Here is a 22,111-nt window from a genome sequence, read left to right as displayed (position 1 = left end):
TATGTTAGATAAAACAGGAATAGCAAAGCGTATAGCAAAAGAAGTGCAAGATGGGTACTATGTAAATTTAGGAATAGGAATCCCAACATTAGTGGCAAATTATGTGAGAGAAGATATTGAAGTAGAGTTTCAGAGTGAGAATGGTGTTTTGGGAATGGGGCCATTTCCATTTGAAGGTGAAGAGGATGCAGATATTATTAATGCCGGTAAACAAACCATAACTACATTGCCAGGAGCTAGTTTCTTTGATTCAGCGACCAGTTTTTCAATGATAAGAGGAAAGCATGTAGATTTAACCATTTTAGGGGCTATGGAAGTTGCTGAAAATGGAGATATAGCCAATTGGAAAATCCCAGGGAGAATGGTTAAAGGTATGGGGGGAGCTATGGATTTAGTAGCTAGTGCAGAAAATATTATTGTAGCCATGATGCATACTAATAAACGAGGAGAGTCTAAACTTCTTAAGAAATGCTCACTACCATTAACCGGTGTTGGTTGTGTAAAAAAAATAGTAACAAACTTGGCGGTTTTAGAGGTTACTAAAAATGGGTTTAAGTTATTAGAACGTGCTCCAGGAGTTTCAGTAAAAGAGATTCAAGATGCAACAGAAGGAACGCTTTTAGTGGAAGGTGATGTGCCAGAAATGAAGCTCTAAGTGGGGATGATTATTCAATTAATTAACCCCTCATCTTTCTAATCAGATGTCTGTGAAGAAGGTTTATAAAATAACGCTATGTATTATTTTATTAGTAAGCTTTGTTTTAATAGTTGTAATTAATAATGTGCTGCCTTATGCTATTTTACAGCCACAGAGAGTCAACGGGCGTAATCATTTAGAGCTTCAAAAGCAGAAATATAAAACGGTGAGCTTAGTTACAGCAGATGGTATTGTACTTAAAGGGTATTATGTGAAATCTAATAAAAAAGAAACACAGGCCTCTGTAATATTAGTACATGGAATTGGCGGATGTAAAGAGCATTTTACCGATTTAGCTGTAGAGTTGGCTAATAGAGGATACGACAGTTGGCTTTTTGATAATAGAGCGCATGGCGAAAGCGGTGGGGAATACACAACTTACGGTTTCTTTGAAAAAGATGATATTTCCATAATTGTAGATGAGATAAAAAAAAACAACTCAAAAGCTAAAATTGGGATTTGGGGGAGTTCATTAGGAGGTGCAATTGCAATTCAAGCTATTGAAAAAGACTTAAGAATTGATTTTGGTATTGTAGAAAGTACTTTTACAGACTTGAAGCAAATTGTACAGGATTATCAAAAACGGTATGCTTATGGCTTAGGCTTGGAGTGGGTGTGCAATCTGGTGTTAAAAAAAGCTGGTGATATCGCAAACTTTAACCCTAAGCAAGTAAGTCCTATAGCGTCGGTTAATAGAATTTATAAACCGATGTTGATTTCACACGGTAATGCAGATGAAAATATTAAATATAGCTATGCTAAGCAATTGTTTCATAACTTAATAACAACAGACAAAGAATTTGTAACTGTGGATAACGGAGATCATTACAATATGTTTGAAAAAGGTGGTGATGTTTATAAGAATAAGTTGTTTAAGTTTATAGATAGACAGGTGAATATGAAATAATATTGTGTCTAACGTTTAAATGTTAAAATATCGTGTATTTCGTCTAAATTAAAAGCTTTTAAGCGGTAGTGTTGAAAACAAATGTATATTTGTAATCCCAAACCTATCAAAATAATATAAAAGCTCAAATGTACCATAGCTTAACCGTTTATATTATTCAATTTAAAAATTATAAGTAAATAAAAGTTTAATAGCTAGTGAGATTTACAATCTTTTTAGCTATCTAATCTTATGATTAAAGTCCTTTAGGAATCGCATTTATTAATTTTTTTGTATATTCTTTTTTAGGTGTAGTATAAATAGTATCGGCTTCATTTAACTCTTCAATTTCTCCTTTATTCATTACTAATAACTGATCGGACATGTATTTTACGACAGCAAGATCGTGTGAAATAAAAATATATGTAAACCCGAAATTGGTTTTTAATTCGTTTAGTAAATTTAAAACTTGAGCTTGTACAGAAATATCTAGCGCAGATACAGATTCGTCACAAACGATTAATTTAGGCTCCAAAGCTATTGTTCTTGCTATTCCAATGCGTTGACGTTGTCCTCCTGAAAATTCGTGAGGATAACGATTAAAATGCGTTTCAGAAAGGCCTACTTTATTTAGAATTGAGATGGCTTTAGTTTTGCGTCCTTCAGGAGTTTTGTGTAGTTTGTGAACCGTCATCGGTTCCATTATGGCATTGCCTACTGTTATTCTAGGATTTAATGAAGAATAAGGGTCTTGAAAGATAATTTGAATATCTTTTCTAATAGCTAGAGTTTCAGAGCTGTTTAATGTTGTAATGTCTTTGCCTTTATAAATAATGCGCCCAGAAGTGGCTTTGTCTAATTGTAGTATGGCATTGCCTAATGTCGATTTTCCGCAACCAGATTCTCCAACTAATCCTAGTGTTTCGCCTTCGTAGAGTTTAAAGCTGACGTTCTTTACAGCTTTAAAAATTTCAGGTTTGCTAAACCAATTCGACTTGGTAAAGTATTCTTTTTCAATATTAAACACCTCTAAAAGAGGAGGCTTTGCATAGATTTCTTTATGTCGTGTTTCTCGCATTTTTGTAGTAATGACTTCGTGAGAAAGCTTGTCGTTTAATATGTCGCTAATTGTAGGAAGCGTTTTTAATCGTGTGTTTAAAGACGGTCTAGCGTTTATTAGAGCTTTGGTATAGTTGTGTTGGGGAGAGTTAAAAATTGAAGTTGTAGTATTTTGTTCTACGATATCTCCTTTATACATTACTAAAACTCTATCTGCTATTTGAGAAATTAAAGCTAAGTCATGAGTTATAAAAATAATACTCATTTTTGTTTCTGCTTGAATTTCTTTTAAAAGTTCGATAATATCATTCTGTACAGTAACATCAAGAGCTGTTGTTGGTTCGTCTGCTATAAGTATTTGAGGTTTACAGGCTATAGCCATGGCAATCATAACACGTTGCTTTTGCCCTCCAGATATTTCATGTGGATAGGATTTAAAAGTGCGATTTGGATCTGGAAGTTTTACTTTTTTTAATAATAAGAGTGTTTCTGCTTTTCTTTCTTTTTTAGAAAGGGTAGTATGCTGAAGCAATATTTCTTCAACTTGTTTACCACAAGTCATAGCGGGATTTAATGAACTCATTGGTTCTTGAAAGATCATCGCTATTTTTGAGCCTCTAATAGTTTGAAAATCTTTAGAAGAAACTTGAGTTAAATCCTCATTTTCAAAATAAATACTACCTGAAGTTATTTTTGATATAGCTTTGGGAAGTAATCCTAAAATAGCTAAAGACGATACCGATTTTCCAGAGCCAGATTCTCCGACGATGCCCAGTATTTCATTCTCATATAGATCGTAGGATATAGAATGTATAATTTTATTCTCATCCTTGTTAGATAAAAACGAAATGGAAAGATTATTAATTGATAGTAGATGCTTCATAATTAATGTAAATGTAGGAATTGTATCATTTTAAATTACGGTAAAAACCGTAAATTCAATAGAAGTTGTTTTTTGTTAAATAATAGTTAATAAAAATGCTAAAAAAATGATATATTTTTATAATTTTGAGGCTGTTAATAAAAATGCTCCCGTAATTCAAAAACTTTTAAATATTTAATTATGAAAAAATCAATTACTTTATTTGTAATGAGCTTTCTTTTTGTTTTTACAGTTTTTGCTCAGCAAGAGCGAAACTGTAAATCTATGGAAAACTTAGAGTACAGAAAACAATTAAACCCTCTTTTAGAGCAAAATATGAATCAAATTGAGGCTTACACAAAAAATAAGCTTCAAGAATTACAAGGGCAGCAAAACAAAATAGTAGGTGATATTATAACTATTCCAGTGGTGGTACATGTTATTTATAGCAATGCTAATGAGAATATTAGTGATGCGCAGATATTATCCCAAATACAAGTTTTAAACGACGATTTTAGAAGAACAAACTCTGATGCAGATAACACATGGTCTCAAGCGGCAGATACAGAAATTGAATTTTGTATGGCTGTTGTAGATCCAAGCGGTAATGCTACAAATGGAATTACTAGAAAATCTTCTACGAGAACATCTTGGGGGACTAGTGATGCTATGAAAAAAGCATCTCAAGGTGGCGTCAATCCGTGGGATACTTCTCAATATCTTAATATGTGGGTCTGTAATATTGGAGGTGGAATTTTAGGCTATGCTCAGTTTCCAGGAGGAAGTGCAGCTACAGATGGTGTTGTAATGGGGCCAAATTACTTTGGTAGTAAAAATGGCGGTTCTGGTTTTTATCTGTCTGCACCTTTTGACTTAGGAAGAACAACGACGCATGAAGTCGGACATTTTTTAAATTTACGTCATATCTGGGGAGATGGTGGTTGTGGAGTAGATGATTTTGTATCAGATACCCCGCTTTCTGATAACTCTAATGGTGGCTGTGCTACAACACATGTGTCTTGTGGTTCGGTGGATATGGTTCAAAATTATATGGATTATAGTGATGATTCTTGTATGAATCTATTTACTCAAGGGCAAACCGATAGAATGCGCGTTACCTTATTGCCTGGCGGTGTTCGAGCGAGTCTTGGAGCATCTACAAAATGTGACGGTGGTAGTGAGCCAACATGTAATGATGGAATTCAAAATGGAAATGAAACAGGTGTAGATTGTGGTGGCTCTTGTGAGCCGTGTGATACTGCTCCAACATGTGACGATGGTATTCAAAATGGAGACGAGACTGGTGTAGATTGTGGTGGCTCTTGTGAACCATGCTCTACAGCATGTACAGATAATAGTATTAATGTGAATATTACTTTTGATAATTACCCAGAAGAAACGGCTTGGGAAATTAAAGATGCAAGTGGAGTTACAGTAGCTTCTGGTACTTATTCTACAGCAAATGCTGATGGTTCATCGGTTTCAGAAGCATTATGTTTACCTAATGGCTGCTATGATTTCGTTATCACAGATGTTTATGGCGATGGGATTTGCTGTTCTTATGGAAATGGCTCATATAGTGTAACTGGAGATGGGGGAAGTTTAGCTTCTGGTGGCGATTTTGATAACTCAGAGACTACGAATTTCTGCTTAGGCGATTCTGCGCCAACTTGTACAGATGTATTAGTATCTGTAACATTAGATAATTATCCAGAAGAAACGGCTTGGACACTTCAAGATGCTAATGGAAATACAGTCGCTTCAGCAAGTTATTCTACAGCGAACCCAGACGGTTCAACAGAAACTCAAACGGTTTGTTTAGAAGAGGGATGTTACGATTTCGTAATTACAGATGCTTATGGTGATGGGATTTGCTGTTCTTATGGGAATGGATCATATAGTGTTTCTGATGGATCAGGAACATTGGCTTCTGGAGGTTCTTTTGGAAGTACGGAGACTACAAATTTCTGTGTAGGAAATGCAAGGACTGTTGGAAAAATAAGAGTTGTAAATGTTAATAATAATACCTTTAAAATGCATCCAAACCCTGTTAAGGGAGATGTTTTATATATTAGTTTAAAAGGGGATTTAGACGCAACATACAGGATAGTAAGCATAACTGGTCAGACCATTTCTAAAGGAAATCTAACAGGAGAAATAAATGTTGGAGCGTTAAAAATGGGATTATATTTTGTTGAAATTAATGATGGAAAAGCAACAATGACAAAAAAATTCATTAAACAATAATACTATTGATTAGTCTGTAAATAACCAATCATTTTAAAAAGAGCCTTGATTTTTGTCAAGGCTCTTTTGTTTACTTAAAAAAGTTAAATACGATTTGTAGAAGTGTTTCTTTCCTAAGAGGGTTACGCTGTTAAAAGGTGTTTAAATGTTATTCTGAATTCACCATTTTCAAGTTCCTTATATTCAGTATTGTCATTATTATTGTATAATTTACAGCTAAACGTTCCTGTAATTATAAATTGCCCAGCTTCTATTTCATCGACCGAGGTTATATTAAAGGAAGCATTAGTGTTGTCACCAAATCGAGAGGAGTAATAAGTGGTGTTTTCGTAAAACGTACCTGCCGGAAAAAAGTCTAGAGCAACGGAATTAGGAATAGAAGTATATTGACTATTTGAAAATAGATTGTAGTTGTAGTTTGGGAGCTCTAAAAAGGAATGCATTGCTATAATTTCATTTGCTAAGGTACAGGTGTTAATGGGGATTTTTCTAAAAACCATATTAGCCGAGTCTAATTGATTGAAATCTTCGTGCTCTTCATTGGCATATAAAGCAAAACCATAAAGACCTTTGCAGGGGCTTGTGTTGTAATTATCAGGGTCTTCACTGTGGATTTGGCTGTTTATAGAATTGGTTCTGTATGGCCTGACTCCGTTAAAGTAATCGTTGATGTATACGTTTTTTTCAATATTGAGTACTTCTCCATCTAGCATTCCTTTAAAATAATAAGTTTCAATAAGTTCTGGCTCTGGAAGAGTAAAGGTTTCACTATTGTCCTCAGATTCGCAAGAATTTAGGGTTGAAAGAATAATAATAAGAATGAATATCGTTTTTTTTAGTTTTTGTACGGTCATTTTTTTGTCTTTTTTTGGAGTAAAAATAAAAAAAACCGCTTTCTTAGAAGCGGTTTTTATAATGATCTTGTTAATTAATTTAATTAAAGGTCAAATTTAATTCCTTGAGCTAGAGGTAAATCTGTCGTGTAATTAATCGTATTTGTTTGACGTCTCATGTATACTTTCCAAGCGTCAGATCCAGATTCACGTCCGCCACCAGTTTCTTTTTCACCTCCAAAGGCACCACCAATTTCGGCTCCTGAAGTTCCTATGTTTACATTGGCAATTCCACAATCCGATCCTGCAACAGATAAGAAAGCTTCTGCTTCACGCAAGTTATTGGTCATAATAGCAGAAGACAAGCCTTGAGCGACTCCATTTTGAATATCTAAAGCATTTTCTACGCCTCCAGAATATTTTAATAAATATAAAACAGGAGCAAAAGTTTCGTGCTGTACTATTTCATAAGCATTGTTAGCTTCAGCAATAGCTGGTTTTACATAACATCCAGATTCGTAACCTTCTCCAGAAAGTACGCCGCCTTCAACAATAATATTTCCGCCTTCTTCAACAACTTTAGTTAGTGCATTTTCATACATTTTTACCGCATCTGTATCAATAAGTGGTCCAACGTGATTGTTTTCATCTAAAGGGTTTCCTATTCGTAATTGTCCGTAAGCTTTTACAATAGCATCTTTAACAGTATCGTACATGCTATCGTGTATAATTAAACGGCGTGTAGAAGTGCAACGTTGTCCAGCAGTTCCTACAGCTCCAAAAACAGCACCTATTACAGTCATTTTTACATCTGCATCTGGTGTTACTATTATGGCATTGTTTCCTCCTAATTCTAGTAATGAGTTGCCTAAACGTCCTGCAACTTCTTTAGCAACAATTTTACCCATTCGCGTAGAGCCTGTTGCCGATACTAAAGGGACACGTGTATCTTTAGTCATCATTTCTCCAACTTTATAATCTCCATTTATTAAGTTGCAAATACCTTCTGGTAAGTCGTTAGCAGCAAAAACTTCAGCAGCTATATTTTGGCAAGCAACGCCACAAATAGGTGTTTTTTCAGAGGGTTTCCAAACACAAACATCTCCACAAATCCATGCTAATGCAGTGTTCCAAGCCCAAACTGCTACAGGGAAGTTAAATGCAGAAATAATACCTACAACTCCTAGTGGATGGTATTGCTCATACATTCTGTGTCCTGGGCGTTCAGAGTGCATTGTTAAGCCGTGTAATTGGCGAGATAAACCTACTGCAAAATCACAGATATCTATCATTTCTTGAACCTCACCTAAACCTTCTTGGTAAGATTTTCCCATTTCATAAGAAACTAACTTTCCTAGAGCTTCTTTCTTTTCTCTTAATTTTTCACCAAATTGACGAACGATTTCTCCTCTTTGGGGAGCGGGCATTTTTCGCCAGGTTTTAAAAGCTTCTGTAGAGGTTTCCATTACTTTGTCGTAATCTGCCTGCGTTGTTGCTTTTACTTTACCTATTAACTTTCCATCTACTGGAGAATAAGATTCTAAAATTTCTCCATTAGAAAAATAATTGGAACCTGTAGATGTTCCTTCGTTTATATCTTTTACTCCTAATTCTAAAAGAGCTTCTTTTATTCCGAAATCAGCTGAAACTGCTGCCATAATTGCTTAGTTTTTACGAATTATTAAATTTTGAGCAAAGGTACTAATAAAACTCTTTATTTTGAAGACCTAGATTTTTTAAAATGTTAACTCTAAAAAGATAAAAATGCCATTATATTAGATTATTTCAAAGTTGTGCTTTGTGAACGGAATAGTTATTTGTTGCATTTTTAAAGTTGATAATATGTAGGGGAATGCTGCAGGTAATGCTATTCGTAAACGTATAATCTTTAGGTGTTGCTGCAAATACTATTTTTAACTTAACGAATCCTTGTTTTATCGCAACGAATATTAATCCTTTTGTAGTTGTTTGGTGGATACTTCTTAGTTTTGTGAAAACTTTCAAAACTATTATGCAAACAAAATCGCTTTTAACCTTAATGCTCTGTTTTTTACTCGCTCTTTCATGTAAGAAAAAAGAAACAGAAACAGACAATGTTTTTAAATTTAGAGACTATATAAGTTATACTACTTCTGGTAGGGTGTCGACTAGTAGTCCTATAACAATAAGTTTAACTAAAGCGGTTAAGGAGTGGAGTGCCGATAACGATATTTCTGAAGATTTGGTTAATGTAATACCATATGTGTCAGGGCAATTGGTTTCTAAAAACAAGCACGTGTTAGTTTTTGTTCCAGATGAGCCTTTAGAGTCAGATACGGAGTATTCGGTGACAGTAAATTTAGATAAGATATATAACAATATTTCTGCCGAATTTAAAAATTACACTTTTCAGTTTAAAACCATCACGCCAAACTTTAATATTATTACTAAGGACTTACAATCATATAGTAAAGAGTGGCAATACTTATTAGGGACGTTAAAGGCGGCAGATAATATTAGTATAGATAAGGCTAAAGAACTAATAAGTGCTACGCAAAAAGGGAAAAACCTAAAAATCGAATGGGATGAAGAAAGTGTGCCGTCAAGGCATTTTGCTTTTAAGATCGATAGTATAAGACGTTTTGTAGAAGATAGTGAAATACTAGTGAAATGGGATGGTGAAGCTATAAATGCGGATAATTCTGGAGAAAATAAAGTGCCGATTCCTGGAAAAAATAATTTTACCATTACAAAAATGGAAGTGGTGCAAAGTCCAGAGCAATATTTATCCATTAATTTCTCTGATCCAATAAGAAAACAACAGAATTTTGATGGGTTAGTAAGTATTCAGAATGTTAGAAATCCAAGATATATAGTAGATGGAAATGTTTTAAAGGCTTATTCTGATTCTAAAATTATAGGAACTGTTCGTATAGATGTTTTTCAGGGGATAAAAAATACAGAAGGGTATAAATTGAAACGCCCTTTTTCTGAAACTATTTCTTTTGAACAAATAAAACCACAAGTGCGTTTAGTAAACAATGGTGTGATTCTACCAAATTCTGAAGCATTAAAATTTAATTTTGAAGCTGTTAATTTAATGGCAGTAGACGTGAAAGTGATTAAAATCTTTGAGAGTAATGTCTTGCAATTCCTTCAAGAAAATGAGTCGGCTGCTGGATATGATAATAGTATTCGTTATGTAGGACGGCGTATCGCAAAAAAGAAAATTGAACTTATGGGAAGTGCTATAGAAAATACAGGGAAATGGAAAGCCTATAGTGTTGATTTGTCTAAATTTTTTAATGCAGATCCAGGGGCAATTTATAGGGTGGAAGTCGATTTCAAACAAGAGTATTCTTTATATGGTTGCGATGATAACCAGAACATAACAAATTCTGAAGATAATGACGATTATTACGAAGATGAATACTATGAAGAGGAATATTACGAAGGTGATTATAGTGAGAGTACTACAGAAGATGACGATTTGCGAGAGGAAGAGTATTGGGATAATCTAACTTATAGTTACCGTGATAATAATTACAATTGGAGAGATCGTAAAAACCCTTGTAAACCGTCGTACTATAAGGTTAATAATAAGATTTCACAGAATTTATTAGCGTCAAATATTGGGGTAATTGTAAAAAAAGGAGCTCATAATAATTATTACTTTGCGGTGACTAATATTTTAAATACTAATGTAGAGGAGAATGCTACAGTTGTATTGTATAATTTTCAGCAGCAAGAAATAGCGTCAACTAAAACGGATGCTGAGGGCTTAGCTACGATAAAAGCAGATAAGCATGCCGCATTTGCTATAGTATCAAAAGGGAGAAATAAAACTTATATAAAGTTAAAAGATGGAAATTCGTTATCGCTAAGTAAATTTGATATTTCGGGAAATCGTTTGCAACGCGGTATTAAAGGATATATTTATGGAGAGCGTGGTGTTTGGAGGCCGGGAGATACCTTGCACCTAACTTTTATGTTAAATGATGTGGCTAATAAGTTGCCAAATGGGCATCCCGTAAAAATGGAAATAACAGACCCTAATGGCAAATTAGTTTATAAAAAAATTACAACAACAAATGTTAATCAGTTCTACAAATTTACGGTGCCTACAGGAGTAGATGATAAAACAGGAAACTGGAATGCTAAAGTAAGTGTCGGTGGCGCTAAATTTTATAAAGGATTAAAAATAGAAACGGTAAAGCCTAATCGCTTAAGAATTAAAGTTGATTTTAAGGATGAGGTGCTTACAGGTGAAAGTCCGTTAAATGGAAACTTGCAAATAAAATGGTTGCATGGTGCGCCAGCAAAAAACTTAAAAACAGAAATAAAAGCGAAGTTTAGTAATGCGTATTCACCGTTTGAAAACTATAAAGCGTATCTGTTTAGAGATCCATCTAGAGAATTCTCTGGAGAAGAACTTACTATTTTTGAAAATAAAGTGGATGAAGAAGGACTAGCGATTATTGCCAATAAATTAAATGTAGGTAAAAATGCGCCGGGAATGCTAAATGTTCAGTTTTTAGTACGTGCTTTTGAGAATGGGGGCGATTTTTCTATGGACGCCTTTTCAAAAAAATATGCACCATATAAATCCTTTGTAGGATTAAAATCACCAAAAAGTAAGGCTTATGGATCATTTTATACAGACGAAGATCAAAATTTCGATTTGGTAGTTGTAGATGCTCAAGGAAAACCAATAAAACGAAATGGATTAGAAGTTAAAGTTTATAAAATAGAATGGCGTTGGTGGTGGAATTCTTCGTACGATAATTTGTCTAAATATGCTAAGAGTTCGTATCATAAACCATTTATGAATACTACGGTAAATACAGATGTAAAAGGAAAAGCAAGCTTTAATATAAAAGTTCCAGAGCATGAAGGTGGTCGTTATTTAATTCGGGTTTACGATCCGATAAGTGGGCATGCAACAGGACGCACAGCCTATTTTTATAGAAACTGGTGGAAAAGGCAACCAACAGGTAGTAAAGATGCTGCAAAAATGCTAGTGTTTTCTGCCGATAAAGACAATTATAATGTCGGCGAAACCGCAAGAATTACATTTCCTTCTGGTACGGAAGGACGCGCTTTAATAAGTGTTGAAAACGGTTCCGAAGTTATAGATTACAAATGGGTGAAAACTAAACAAGGTGAAACTGTTGTAGATGTGCCAATAACAGATGCCATGGCGCCCAATGTATTTGTGAATATTTCATTACTACAGCCGCATGCTAGTACTGCAAATGATTTGCCATTACGTTTATATGGTGTCATTCCAATACTAGTCGAAAATCCAGAAACAAAACTTAATCCAGAAATTAAAATGCCTGAGGTATTGCGTCCAGAGCAAGAGTTTAAGGTAACCATTTCAGAGAGTAACGATAAAGCAATGACTTATACCATTGCGGTGGTCGAAGAAGGCTTGTTAGATCTAACGCGTTTCAAAACCCCAAACGCTTGGTCTGTGTTTTATGCAAGAGAAGCATTAGGTGTTAAAACCTGGGATGTATTCGATGATGTTGTGGGAGCGTATAGTGGTAGTATAGATCAAATATTTGCTATTGGTGGAGATGGTAGTGCTGCTGGAGGTAAAAACAAAAAAGCGAACCGTTTTAAGCCTGTGGTTACTTATTTAGGGCCATTTGTATTAAAGTCAGGTGCTAAGAAAACGCACACCATAAAAATGCCAAATTATGTTGGTGCTGTACGTACTATGGTTGTCGCTGGAAATAATGGAACAGAGGCTTATGGTAGTGTAGATAAATCAGTGGAAGTTAAAAAACCATTAATGGTATTGGCTACGCTACCACGTAAGTTAAGTCCTGGTGAGAAAGTGACTCTTCCGGTTACTGTATTTGCTATGGAAGATAAAGTGAAAAATGTAAAGTTGAAACTAAAACTTAGTAATGGCATTACTGTAGTTGGTGATCAAACCAAAATGTTAACATTTAAAAGGCCAGATGAGCAAATGGTTTATTTTGAATTAGATGTTAGTAAAGCAAAAGGTGTAAATACTGTTGAGGTTATAGCAACAGGAAATGGTGAAAAGGCAACATGCAACGTTGAGCTAGATGTTGTTAATCCGAACCCAATAACATCAAGAGTACTAGATAAAACATTGGAAGCAAATGCAACCGCTAATTTAGATTTTGAAACCTTTGGGGTGCAAGGAACAAATGCAGCAACATTAGAGTTTTCTACAATGCCGCCAATGGATTTTTCTAGACGATTACAGTATCTAATACAATATCCGCATGGTTGTGTAGAGCAAACAACATCTAGTGTATTTCCACAGTTGTATTTAAATGATATTTTTGATTTACCCTTCGATAAAAAACAAAAAATACAATCTAATATTAAAAATGGAATTAAACGTTTAGGTCATTTTCAAAGACCAAGCGGAGGAATGAGTTACTGGATTGGAGAAGGTAATGCTAACGACTGGGGAACAAGCTATTCTGGACACTTTTTAATTGAGGCAGAGAATAAAGGCTATGTATTACCTTTAGCCTTTAAGGATAATTGGATTCGTTATCAAAAAGAAGTTGCAAGAAACTGGAGGCCAAGTTATAGAACGTATAATAGTGATTTAGCGCAAGCCTATAGATTGTATACTTTGGCATTAGCAGGAAGTCCAGACCTAGCTTCTATGAATCGATTACGGGAGTTTAGTGAAATCTCTAACGAGGCCAAATGGCGATTAGCAGCTGCTTATGCATTAGCAGGGCAAAAGGAAGCGAGTCATCAAATTTCTAAAACAGCGAATATTGAGTTTCAAGCACCGCGTTATAACTACTATACCTATGGTTCTGTAGATAGAAACCGCGCAATGGCTCTAGAAACGATGGTGCTAACAAAAGATAAGAGATCACATGAGCTGGCGAAACAATTAGCAAGAGATCTTTCTGGTAGCCGTTGGATGAGTACACAAACAACAGCTTATAGTTTATTAGCAATGGCTAAAATGGTGGTGGCTAATGGAGGGAAATCCGTGGAATTAGATTATACTATTAATGGTAAAACTGAAACTATAAAGACACAGAATGCAATTGTGCAGCGGGAGTTAAAATTAAAGGGTGGAAGTAATGCTTTAAATTTTAAAAATAATCAAGCTAATGTCGTTTATGTACGTGTTTTAAACTCGGGTAAATTACCATTAGGCGAAGAGTTAGAGGAGCAGCGCGGTTTGAGTGTAAGTGTTATTTATAAAGATTTAAAAGGGAATTCTATAGATGTTAGCAAGCTGCAACAGGGGCAGGATTTTGTAGCTACTGTTACTGTGAGTAATCTTAAAAATGAGCGTGTAAATGATATTGCTTTAACACAGGTATTTCCATCGGGATGGGAAATCGTAAACACGCGATTTACGGCTTTTGGAAGCGCAACTATAAGTCAGGCAAGATATACCGATATTAGAGATGATCGTGTTAATTTTTATTTAGATTTAAATAAAAGAGGGGAGACTAGTAGCTCTAAGACTTTTAATGTGATGTTAAATGCATCTTATTTAGGAGTTTATTATTTGCCTGGAGTACAAGTGGAAGCTATGTACGATAATGAGTTTTTAGTACGTACAAAAGGGCAATGGGTGGAAGTTGAAAAGTAACACACTCTTGTAAAAACAGGAGTCTTATTAAATTGATATGAAATTGAAGTCAAAACAGATTCTAAACGAAACAAGTCATAGATTATTCGATTATCCATCAAAACCATGGGCGATATATCAAGAATGGAACAAAGCTGTTTTTTTACATTGGGAAGTAGCACCTAAGGTTATACAGGCATTATTGCCAAGCGAATTAACTGTAGATGTAGTCAATGGTAAAGCATGGATTAGTTTAGTGGCTTTCGATATGAATAATATTAAATTACGATACTTGCCAAAACCGCCATATATTTCAGATTTTCAGGAAATAAATATTAGAACTTATGTTGTGTATAAAGGGAAGCCAAGTGTGTGTTTTTTAAGTATGGAGGCTAATAATAAGTGGTCGTGTAAACTAATAAGACAAGCCTCTAAATTACCATATCGTTATTCGGAAATGAGTAGAAATGACGAGAGTTTTCAATCTGTAAACACGGATTTAAAAGACGCTTTTAGTATTCGCTATACATTGGAAGAAGAGCCAGTGCTAAAAGATGAAATCGATATTTGGCTAACAGAGCGTTATGCAGTGTTTCAGGAGTATAAAAACAAAATAATAGAATACGATGTGCATCACATAGAATGGCCAATGCAGCATATTATTTGTACAGATATTAATGTGAACTATCCGAGGTTTACATTTTTAAATAGCAAGCCAGATAAAATACACTATTCAAGAGGGGTGCAAGTATTGGCATGGGGTAAAAAAGAATATAAAAAGAGAAGTTAGATTTTACGTCTTACTGTGTTGTGATTTTTATATCAACCAGAACTGAATATGATAATAAGTATGATGTTGGGGAATTTAATGGGAGCGCATGCTAAGTAATAGGTGCGCAAGATTGGTAGTTGTTATAATGTAAGAATCTGTAAAGTTGAGCATGTGTTTGAGTTTGTAAAGTGTTAAATAGTGCTTTTCTTTTGTAGTATGTCGTTATTCATGTAGAAATGAAGAATAAGTAATTACCAAAAGAAGTTCTTCTTTTTAATTGTATAAAAATGAAAAAAATAATACCCCACATAAGAAAACACAAAATAAAATCTATAGTACTAGTCGTTTTAATAGTAGTGTACTATTTATGTTTGCCAAATCAACTCTTTAAGGATCCTACTGCAACTGTAATAACGAGCCGTAATAATGAATTATTGGGAGCGCAAATAGCAAAAGATGGGCAATGGCGATTCCCTAAAAACAATAATGTTCCCGAAAAATTTAAAACCTGTATCATCAACTTTGAAGATGAATATTTTTACAAGCACCCAGGTTTTAATCCTATATCTATATTTAAGGCTTTAAAGCAAAATATAAGTTCAGGAGAAGTAAAGCGTGGCGGAAGTACCTTAACGCAGCAAGTTATTAGATTGTCGCGCAAAGGAAGGTCTAGAACTTATCTGGAAAAAATAAAAGAAATAATTTTAGCAACGCGTCTTGAATTAAGATATAATAAAGAAGCGATATTAGCGTTTTACTCAAGCTATGCTCCATTTGGAGGAAATGTTGTAGGGTTGGATGCTGCATCATGGCGCTATTTTAACAGAGCGGCTAATGATTTATCTTGGGCGGAAAGTGCAACCTTAGCAGTGTTACCCAATGCTCCAAGTTTAATTTACCCAGGAAAAAACCAACTGCGCTTATTAAAAAAACGAAACAAGCTTTTAAAAAAATTGTTAGTTAATCAAATCATAGATACTTTAACGTACGATTTGTCTATTGCAGAATCACTTCCTCAGAAACCTTATGCCTTACCGCAAATTGCGCCACATTTATTACAGAAAATTGCGAAAAATCACCATGGAGAACGTGTAAAAACAACTATAAATAATAAGTATCAGCAGCAAGCGAATAGGGTTGTTTTTAATCATTATAATTTATTGCAACAAAATGAAATCTTTAATATATCGGTATTGATTTTGGATGTAAAAACACGAGAAGTGTTAAGTTATATTGGTAATGCTCCAACTACACGAGCACATCAAAAAGATGTAGATATTGTAGATAAAGGGAGAAGTACAGGTAGTGTTTTAAAGCCATTTCTATATGCTGCGATGTTAGATTCTGGAGATTTGTTGCCAAATGCGTTAGTACCAGATGTGCCGTCGCAATTTGGTAACTATGTGCCCGAAAATTATAATAAAGAATACGATGGTGTGGTACCTGCAAAACGTGCTTTGGCGCGTTCTTTAAATGTGCCAGCAGTGCGAATGCTTCAAGATTTTGGCTTAGACCGTTTTCATTATTATTTAAAAGAGTTGAAGCTACAAGATGTAAAATATAATGCGAACCATTATGGCTTGTCTTTAATTTTAGGAGGTGCCGAAAGTAGTCTTTGGGATTTATGTAAAAGCTATGCTAGTCTCTCTTCAACACTAAATCATTTTAATGAATATTCTAGTGAATATTTTTCTAATGAGTTTTGTGAACCTATTTTTTTAGCTTCAGAAACTATTGACTTTGGAAAGCGATCTACAGAAAAAACATTATTCGATGCGGCTTCTATTTATTTAACCTATGAAAGCCTAAAAGAAGTGAATAGACCTGAAAAGGATGAGAATTGGGAGTTTTTTGATGGGGCTAAGCAAATTGCTTGGAAAACGGGAACTAGTTTTGGGTATAGAGATGCTTGGGCTATAGGGACTACAAAAGATTATGTGGTTGGTGTATGGGTTGGTAATGCTGATGGGGAAGGTCGGCCAGGTCTGGTTGGTGTGCAAGCTGCAGCTCCTGTTTTATTTGATATATTTGCTATTTTGCCAGACAGTAATTGGTTTGAAAAACCGTATGATGAGATGCGGGAAATAGATGTTTGTTTAAAAAGCGGTTATCGCGCAAACGAAAACTGTGAAGAAGTAAAAAAAGAATACGTGCAAATTAGTGGGTTAAAAACAAAACCTTGTCCATATCATGTATTAATTCATTTAGATGCCGATGAGCAGTATCAAGTTAATGCCTCTTGTGAAGACTTAAGCGTTGTCTCTCATAAATCATGGTTTGTCTTACCCCCGTTAATGGAGTATTATTATAAAAGTAAAAATCCTTTTTATAAGTCTTTACCTCCTTTCAGGGGTGATTGTAATGTAAAAGGAGGCTTATTAATGGAATTTATTTATCCTAAAAAAGGAAGTGTCGTTTTTCTGCCAAAAGATTTCGATGGTAAAACCAATGAATTAATTGTAAAGGTTACACACGTTAAGCCTCAAACGACGCTGTTTTGGTATTTAAACAAAACTTTTATAGGAACAACTAAAAATATTCATAACATTTCAATACTTCCTGATCAAGGTAATCACCTAATAACAGTAATTGATTCTTTTGGTAATGAAATCAAAAGAAAAATAACAATTAGCAATTAACATGTTAAAAAACTAAGTGATATTTATTATTTTAGCTAACAAACGTTCATTTCGTCGAAAAATATAATATTATATCTGTTGCTGGTTTTCTAATTAAAGTAATTAGTATACATTGTGGTTTATGAAAAAAAATCCAAAAAATTACGAATTTTGGAAAATTTTAACTTAACCATAAATTTAATTATAAATGAGAAAGATTACTTTATTGTTAATTTTGCTTTCGTTTAGTTATTCGCTAACCGCGCAAACTTATTTGCAAGAAAATTTTGATATAGAAATTCCTGCGACTTGGACTGTTACAGATGAAGGAGCGGCAACAGGAGATTCATGGAGCTCTGGACAACAAGGAGGGGCAAATAGTCTCGATGGTACAAATGGTGTCGTTGTAGATAGCGATGCCAATGGAAATGGCGTATTACTGTTAGAAACATTAACGTCTCCTACTTTTGATACTACAGGAGCCGTTGGGCTCTTTTTAGATTTTGAGCAGTTCTATAGAAATGGAGGTATAGATACTGGAATCGTTGAGGTTTTTGATGGAACAAGTTGGACAGAAGTATTAAACCAGAATATTACAGCTGGTTCTTTTGCTGTGCCAGATCAAAAACATATCAATATCACAGCTTTTTCCAATGCGAACATGCAGGTGCGTTTTATATACAATGACGGAGACTCCTGGGCTTGGTTCTGGATGATCGATAATATACAAGTTTATAATTCATTATGTGATATTCCAACAGGTTTGGTTGTAAATAATATTGGAGCTACAACAGCAGAGATTACTTGGGACTCAGGGACTATTACTGCATGGGAATACGCGTTGCAGCCAGCAGGGACAGGAGAGCCTACAATTAACGGGACAAGTGTGGGAGTAAACATAGTGAATGAGACGGGCTTAAATTTTTCAACAGATTATGAGGTTTATGTTAGGTCAGATTGTGGAGGCGGTGTTTATAGTCAATGGATAGGTCCTGTTAATTTTACAACATTAAACGATCCACCACCACCACCACAAGGAGTTATTTGTACGTCTGGAACATCAACAATGGTATTTACAGAAGGTTTCGGGGCGGATCCAGATAGTGATCCTATAGGATGGACAGGCACAGGTTTTGATGGTTCAGAAGGTAATTGGGATATAACATTAGCTGGAGAGAATTCAGGAGATACTGGTCCAGAAAACACCTATGATGGCGGTACAGGTGCGCATTTAGAATATGAAGCAAGCGGTAGCGCTACAAATATAGCTTCTGCAATTAGTCCAGCCATAGATTTAACAACAGCTATTGACGGTGCCGAATTAGCTTTTTTTATGCATGCTTTTGGAGCAGATATTGGGGTTTTGAATGTTAATGTGGGGGCCTCTGCTACAGGGCCTTTCGTATCATTATATTCTTGGAATGGAGAATTTCAAGGAGCAGATACAGAAGCTTGGGTGCCAATAGGTATTAATTTGGATGCTTATTTGGGGCAAACAATATATTTAGAATTTAATTACGGAGGGGCAGGTACAGGCTTTGAAGGGGATCTCTCTATAGATCAAATTACAGTAGAAACATGTGGCGTTTTTTGTGTCTCACCAAGTAATTTGCTAGTTGAAAATGTTGGCGAAACAACAGCCGATATTTCGTGGACTGCTAATAATGGAGAAACAGAATGGCAGTATGTTATTCAGCCAGCAGGAACTGGAGTCCCTACAGGTGTAGGAACAGTTATTAATGCAACAACACTTAATGCCACAGGATTAAATTATGATACAGATTATGAGTTTTATATTTTGGCAGATTGCGGCGGAGGCTTTACAAGTGAATATGTTGGACCTTTAAATTTCTCTACTACAATCCAAATGAATTTCCCTGTAGATTGTGCGGTTGGTTCAACAAATTTCACCTATTGTTATGAGAATAATGATACTAATGTGTTTACTTTTTCTAGCAATGATGGAACGCCTTTAACACTTATAGTTAATGCTGGTAATGTTGAGGAAGACTGGGATGCGTTTTCAGTTTTTGATACTGATGGGATTACAGATTTAAACGTCGCAACTCCGTATGGAAACGGTGGCGATCTTTCTGGTTTAGTATATCAATCTAGTGGTAATGAGATATCATTTACAGTAGTATCAGATGGCGTTAATAACTGTGGGTCTGAAGGATATGCTTCTATCGATGTAACAGTGTTATGTACAGCTTGTATTTTTCAAGAAGTAGAGTTTAATGCCGTAGCCGATTGTGATAATGGAGCAAATCAATTTTTTATAGATGTAAATATAACTGATCTAGGAAGTGCAACAACTTTAGATATAGATGACGGGACGACTGTACAGGCAGCCACTACTATTGGCATAGTGCAAATGGGGCCTTATGCTATAGGAACAGAGGTTACCATTACAGTTTCTAATCAGGATGATAATAATTGTACTTTAACAAGTAGTACGTTAAGTGTTCCTGTGTGTCCGCCAGATAATGATGAATGCGATACAGCATCTGTTATTATTGCTAATGCAGATGATAGTTGCACAACTATAGCTAGTGGGACATTGTATGGTGCTACAGGGTCCTCTCAAGGGAGTACTTGCACAGGGACAGCAAATGATGATGTCTGGTTTTCTTTTGAAGCAGTATCAGAAAATCATGCTGTAACATTGAGTAATATAATAGGAGATACTACATTTCTTTCTATGGGACTGTATGAAGGAGTAGATTGTAATAGTTTAGCTAGTTTAGGGTGTGATAATAATCAAATTCTGGCTAATGGTTTAATTATTGGAAACACCTATTATATTCAAGTTTTTTCTTTTGATGATGCTCCATATCAAAATACAACTTTTGACTTGTGTGTTATTACAATTCCTGAGCCTATTGCAACAAATGCAGATCAATATTCTATTGAAGAATTAGTTAATGATATATTAATAGATTCCCCTTGTTCTTTGGTGAATAATATAACGTCTGTAACAGGAACAAGTTTTGGTTCATCCAATGGTATTGGCTATTTTGAAGCAAATGGATCTGCGTTTCCTTTTGAGAGTGGAGTGGTGTTATCTACAGGAGATGTTTTAAATGCCCCAGGTCCTGAAGCAGGGATTTTAAATGATGGGGATTTTAATTGGCTTGGAGACACAGATCTTGAAAATGAAATAGGTGAGGGAGAAACGTTTAATGCAACAGTACTTGAATTTGATTTCGTGCCTGTAACTTCAGAAATGTCTTTCGATTTTATTTTTGCTGCAGAGGAATATGGAACATTTCAATGTGGTTTTTCTGATGCCTTTGCTTTTTTGTTAACAGATGAAAATGGAGTAACAGTAAACTTAGCTGTAGTCCCAAATACTAATATTCCTGTGTCTGTATTTTCAATACGGGATAATACTTTTAATGGAAATTGTGATTCAGCTAATCCACAATATTTTGATGCTTATTATGATGCAGGAGATTTTAATAATGGGATAGGGTTGGATCCGTTAACCAGCCCTATAAATTTTAAAGGGAGAACGGTGCCTTTAACCGCTATGGCAACAGTAATTCCTAATGATGTATACCATATTAAGCTAGTCATAGCAGACGATGGAGATACCCAATATGACTCTGCGGTATTTCTGTCGGCAGGTAGTTTTGATATTGGTGAAATAGATTTAGGAGAGGATATTTTGTTAGAAGGAGGTAATGCAAATTGTAATGGAGATGAAGTGATTCTGGATATCGGAATTGATATTCCGAATAACTCCGTGCTTACTTGGTATTATACAGATCCTGAGGTTACAGGAATTTTGGAGCCAATAGCAGATGCTAATGAGCCTACTCTTTTAGTTACAGAAACAGGAATTTATACCGCAGAAATACTCATAACAGGTACCACATGTTTTTTCTTAGATGACGTTTTAATTGAATTCTTTCCAAATCCAGCCATCGCTTTTGAAGAAGATTATGTTATTAAGTGTGCTAATGAGGATTATGACATTTCAGTTAATCTAGTGAGTACAGAAGAGATCACGAATGACTTGATTTATAATTTCTATGTGGAAGGCAATTTAGTACAATCAAGCACAAGCAATGAGTATACGTTAACTGCTGAAGCTCTTGAACAAGGGAGTATTACAGCTACAGTTGTTGATGATGTTACTGGTTGTGAAGGGGAAGCTGTCGAAATGATTGTTGAATTTTATGAAAATGCGAATTGTGTGAATCAGCCGTATGGATTGTCCCCCAATGGAGATGGGATTAATGATTGTTTGATTTTGGATCATTTAGAAGATCGTGAAAACATAATTAGAGCAGAAGTTTTTAATCGTTATGGAGTTAAAGTCTGGGAGTTGGAAAATTATGTAGATGAATGGTGTGGTATAGACAAGGATGGAAATAAGCTACCTGTAGGGACCTATTTTTATACGATTTATACAGAGTCTAAAGGTGCTAGAACAGCTTGGATTTATCTTAACTACTAAAAAAGAAAACAAGACCAATGAAAAAACTAATATATACCATTTTCATCTTCCTGTTAGGGTACCAACTGTATGCCCAACAAGATCCACAATACACGC

At 35.0% G+C, this 22,111-nt stretch carries 10 protein-coding genes; 7 read left to right on the top strand and 3 right to left on the bottom strand.

All coding sequences use genetic code 11. The features are described 5' to 3' along the window. Window position 1: 1 nt before the first annotated feature. Both AC2D8I_RS04480 and AC2D8I_RS04475 read left to right on the top strand, forming a co-directional pair. Window positions 2-655, top strand: coding sequence for a 3-oxoacid CoA-transferase subunit B (locus tag AC2D8I_RS04480; protein WP_484704793.1), 654 nt, complete (start codon window positions 2-4; stop codon window positions 653-655). 46 nt (window positions 656-701) lie between these two features. Then, window positions 702-1,604, top strand: a complete 903-nt coding sequence (locus AC2D8I_RS04475; RefSeq protein WP_484704792.1) for an alpha/beta hydrolase — start codon at window positions 702-704, stop codon at window positions 1,602-1,604. A 235-nt stretch (window positions 1,605-1,839) separates the two neighbouring features. On the opposite strand, the gene AC2D8I_RS04470 is transcribed toward AC2D8I_RS04475, so the two are convergent. Further along, window positions 1,840-3,525 carry an ABC transporter ATP-binding protein gene (locus tag AC2D8I_RS04470; protein WP_484704791.1) on the bottom strand — a complete coding sequence of 562 codons (1,686 nt, stop codon included), beginning with the start codon at window positions 3,523-3,525 and terminating at the stop codon, window positions 1,840-1,842. Window positions 3,526-3,705: 180 nt separating this feature from the next. On the opposite strand from AC2D8I_RS04470, the gene AC2D8I_RS04465 reads away from it, so the two are divergent. After that, a complete protein-coding gene (locus tag AC2D8I_RS04465; protein ID WP_484704790.1) occupies window positions 3,706-5,751 on the top strand; it encodes a M43 family zinc metalloprotease in 2,046 nt (681 codons plus the stop codon). Window positions 5,752-5,873: 122 nt separating this feature from the next. Here AC2D8I_RS04465 and AC2D8I_RS04460 read toward each other — a convergent pair whose 3' ends face one another. Together AC2D8I_RS04460 and amaB are read right to left on the bottom strand one after the other, a co-directional pair. Then, window positions 5,874-6,605 (bottom strand): hypothetical protein, encoded by a 732-nt coding sequence (locus AC2D8I_RS04460; protein ID WP_484704789.1) that lies wholly within the window; start codon window positions 6,603-6,605, stop codon window positions 5,874-5,876. An 83-nt stretch (window positions 6,606-6,688) separates the two neighbouring features. After that, the gene (gene amaB, locus AC2D8I_RS04455; RefSeq protein ID WP_484704788.1) at window positions 6,689-8,242 is read right to left on the bottom strand and encodes an L-piperidine-6-carboxylate dehydrogenase; all 1,554 of its coding nucleotides are present in this window, start codon (window positions 8,240-8,242) and stop codon (window positions 6,689-6,691) included. A 353-nt stretch (window positions 8,243-8,595) separates the two neighbouring features. Between amaB and AC2D8I_RS04450 the strand changes: the two genes are divergently transcribed. From AC2D8I_RS04450 to AC2D8I_RS04435, 4 genes are all read left to right on the top strand, one after another. Next, the gene (locus AC2D8I_RS04450; protein WP_484704787.1) at window positions 8,596-14,181 is read left to right on the top strand and encodes an MG2 domain-containing protein; all 5,586 of its coding nucleotides are present in this window, start codon (window positions 8,596-8,598) and stop codon (window positions 14,179-14,181) included. Window positions 14,182-14,224: 43 nt separating this feature from the next. Beyond that, a complete protein-coding gene (locus AC2D8I_RS04445) occupies window positions 14,225-14,950 on the top strand; it encodes a YqjF family protein (RefSeq protein ID WP_484704786.1) in 726 nt (241 codons plus the stop codon). 269 nt (window positions 14,951-15,219) lie between these two features. Continuing rightward, entirely contained in the window at window positions 15,220-17,571 is a 2,352-nt protein-coding gene (gene pbpC / locus AC2D8I_RS04440; RefSeq protein ID WP_484704785.1) for a penicillin-binding protein 1C, read from the top strand. A gap of 187 nt (window positions 17,572-17,758) precedes the next feature. Continuing rightward, on the top strand, window positions 17,759-22,015 hold the full coding sequence (locus tag AC2D8I_RS04435) for a choice-of-anchor L domain-containing protein (protein ID WP_484704784.1): 4,257 nt from the start codon (window positions 17,759-17,761) through the stop codon (window positions 22,013-22,015). Window positions 22,016-22,111 lie beyond the last annotated feature (96 nt).

Source organism: Lacinutrix sp. YIN62, from assembly GCF_057219185.1.
Note: the sequence above shows the minus strand (reverse complement) of the source record. Positions and strands in the feature narration are given on the sequence as shown.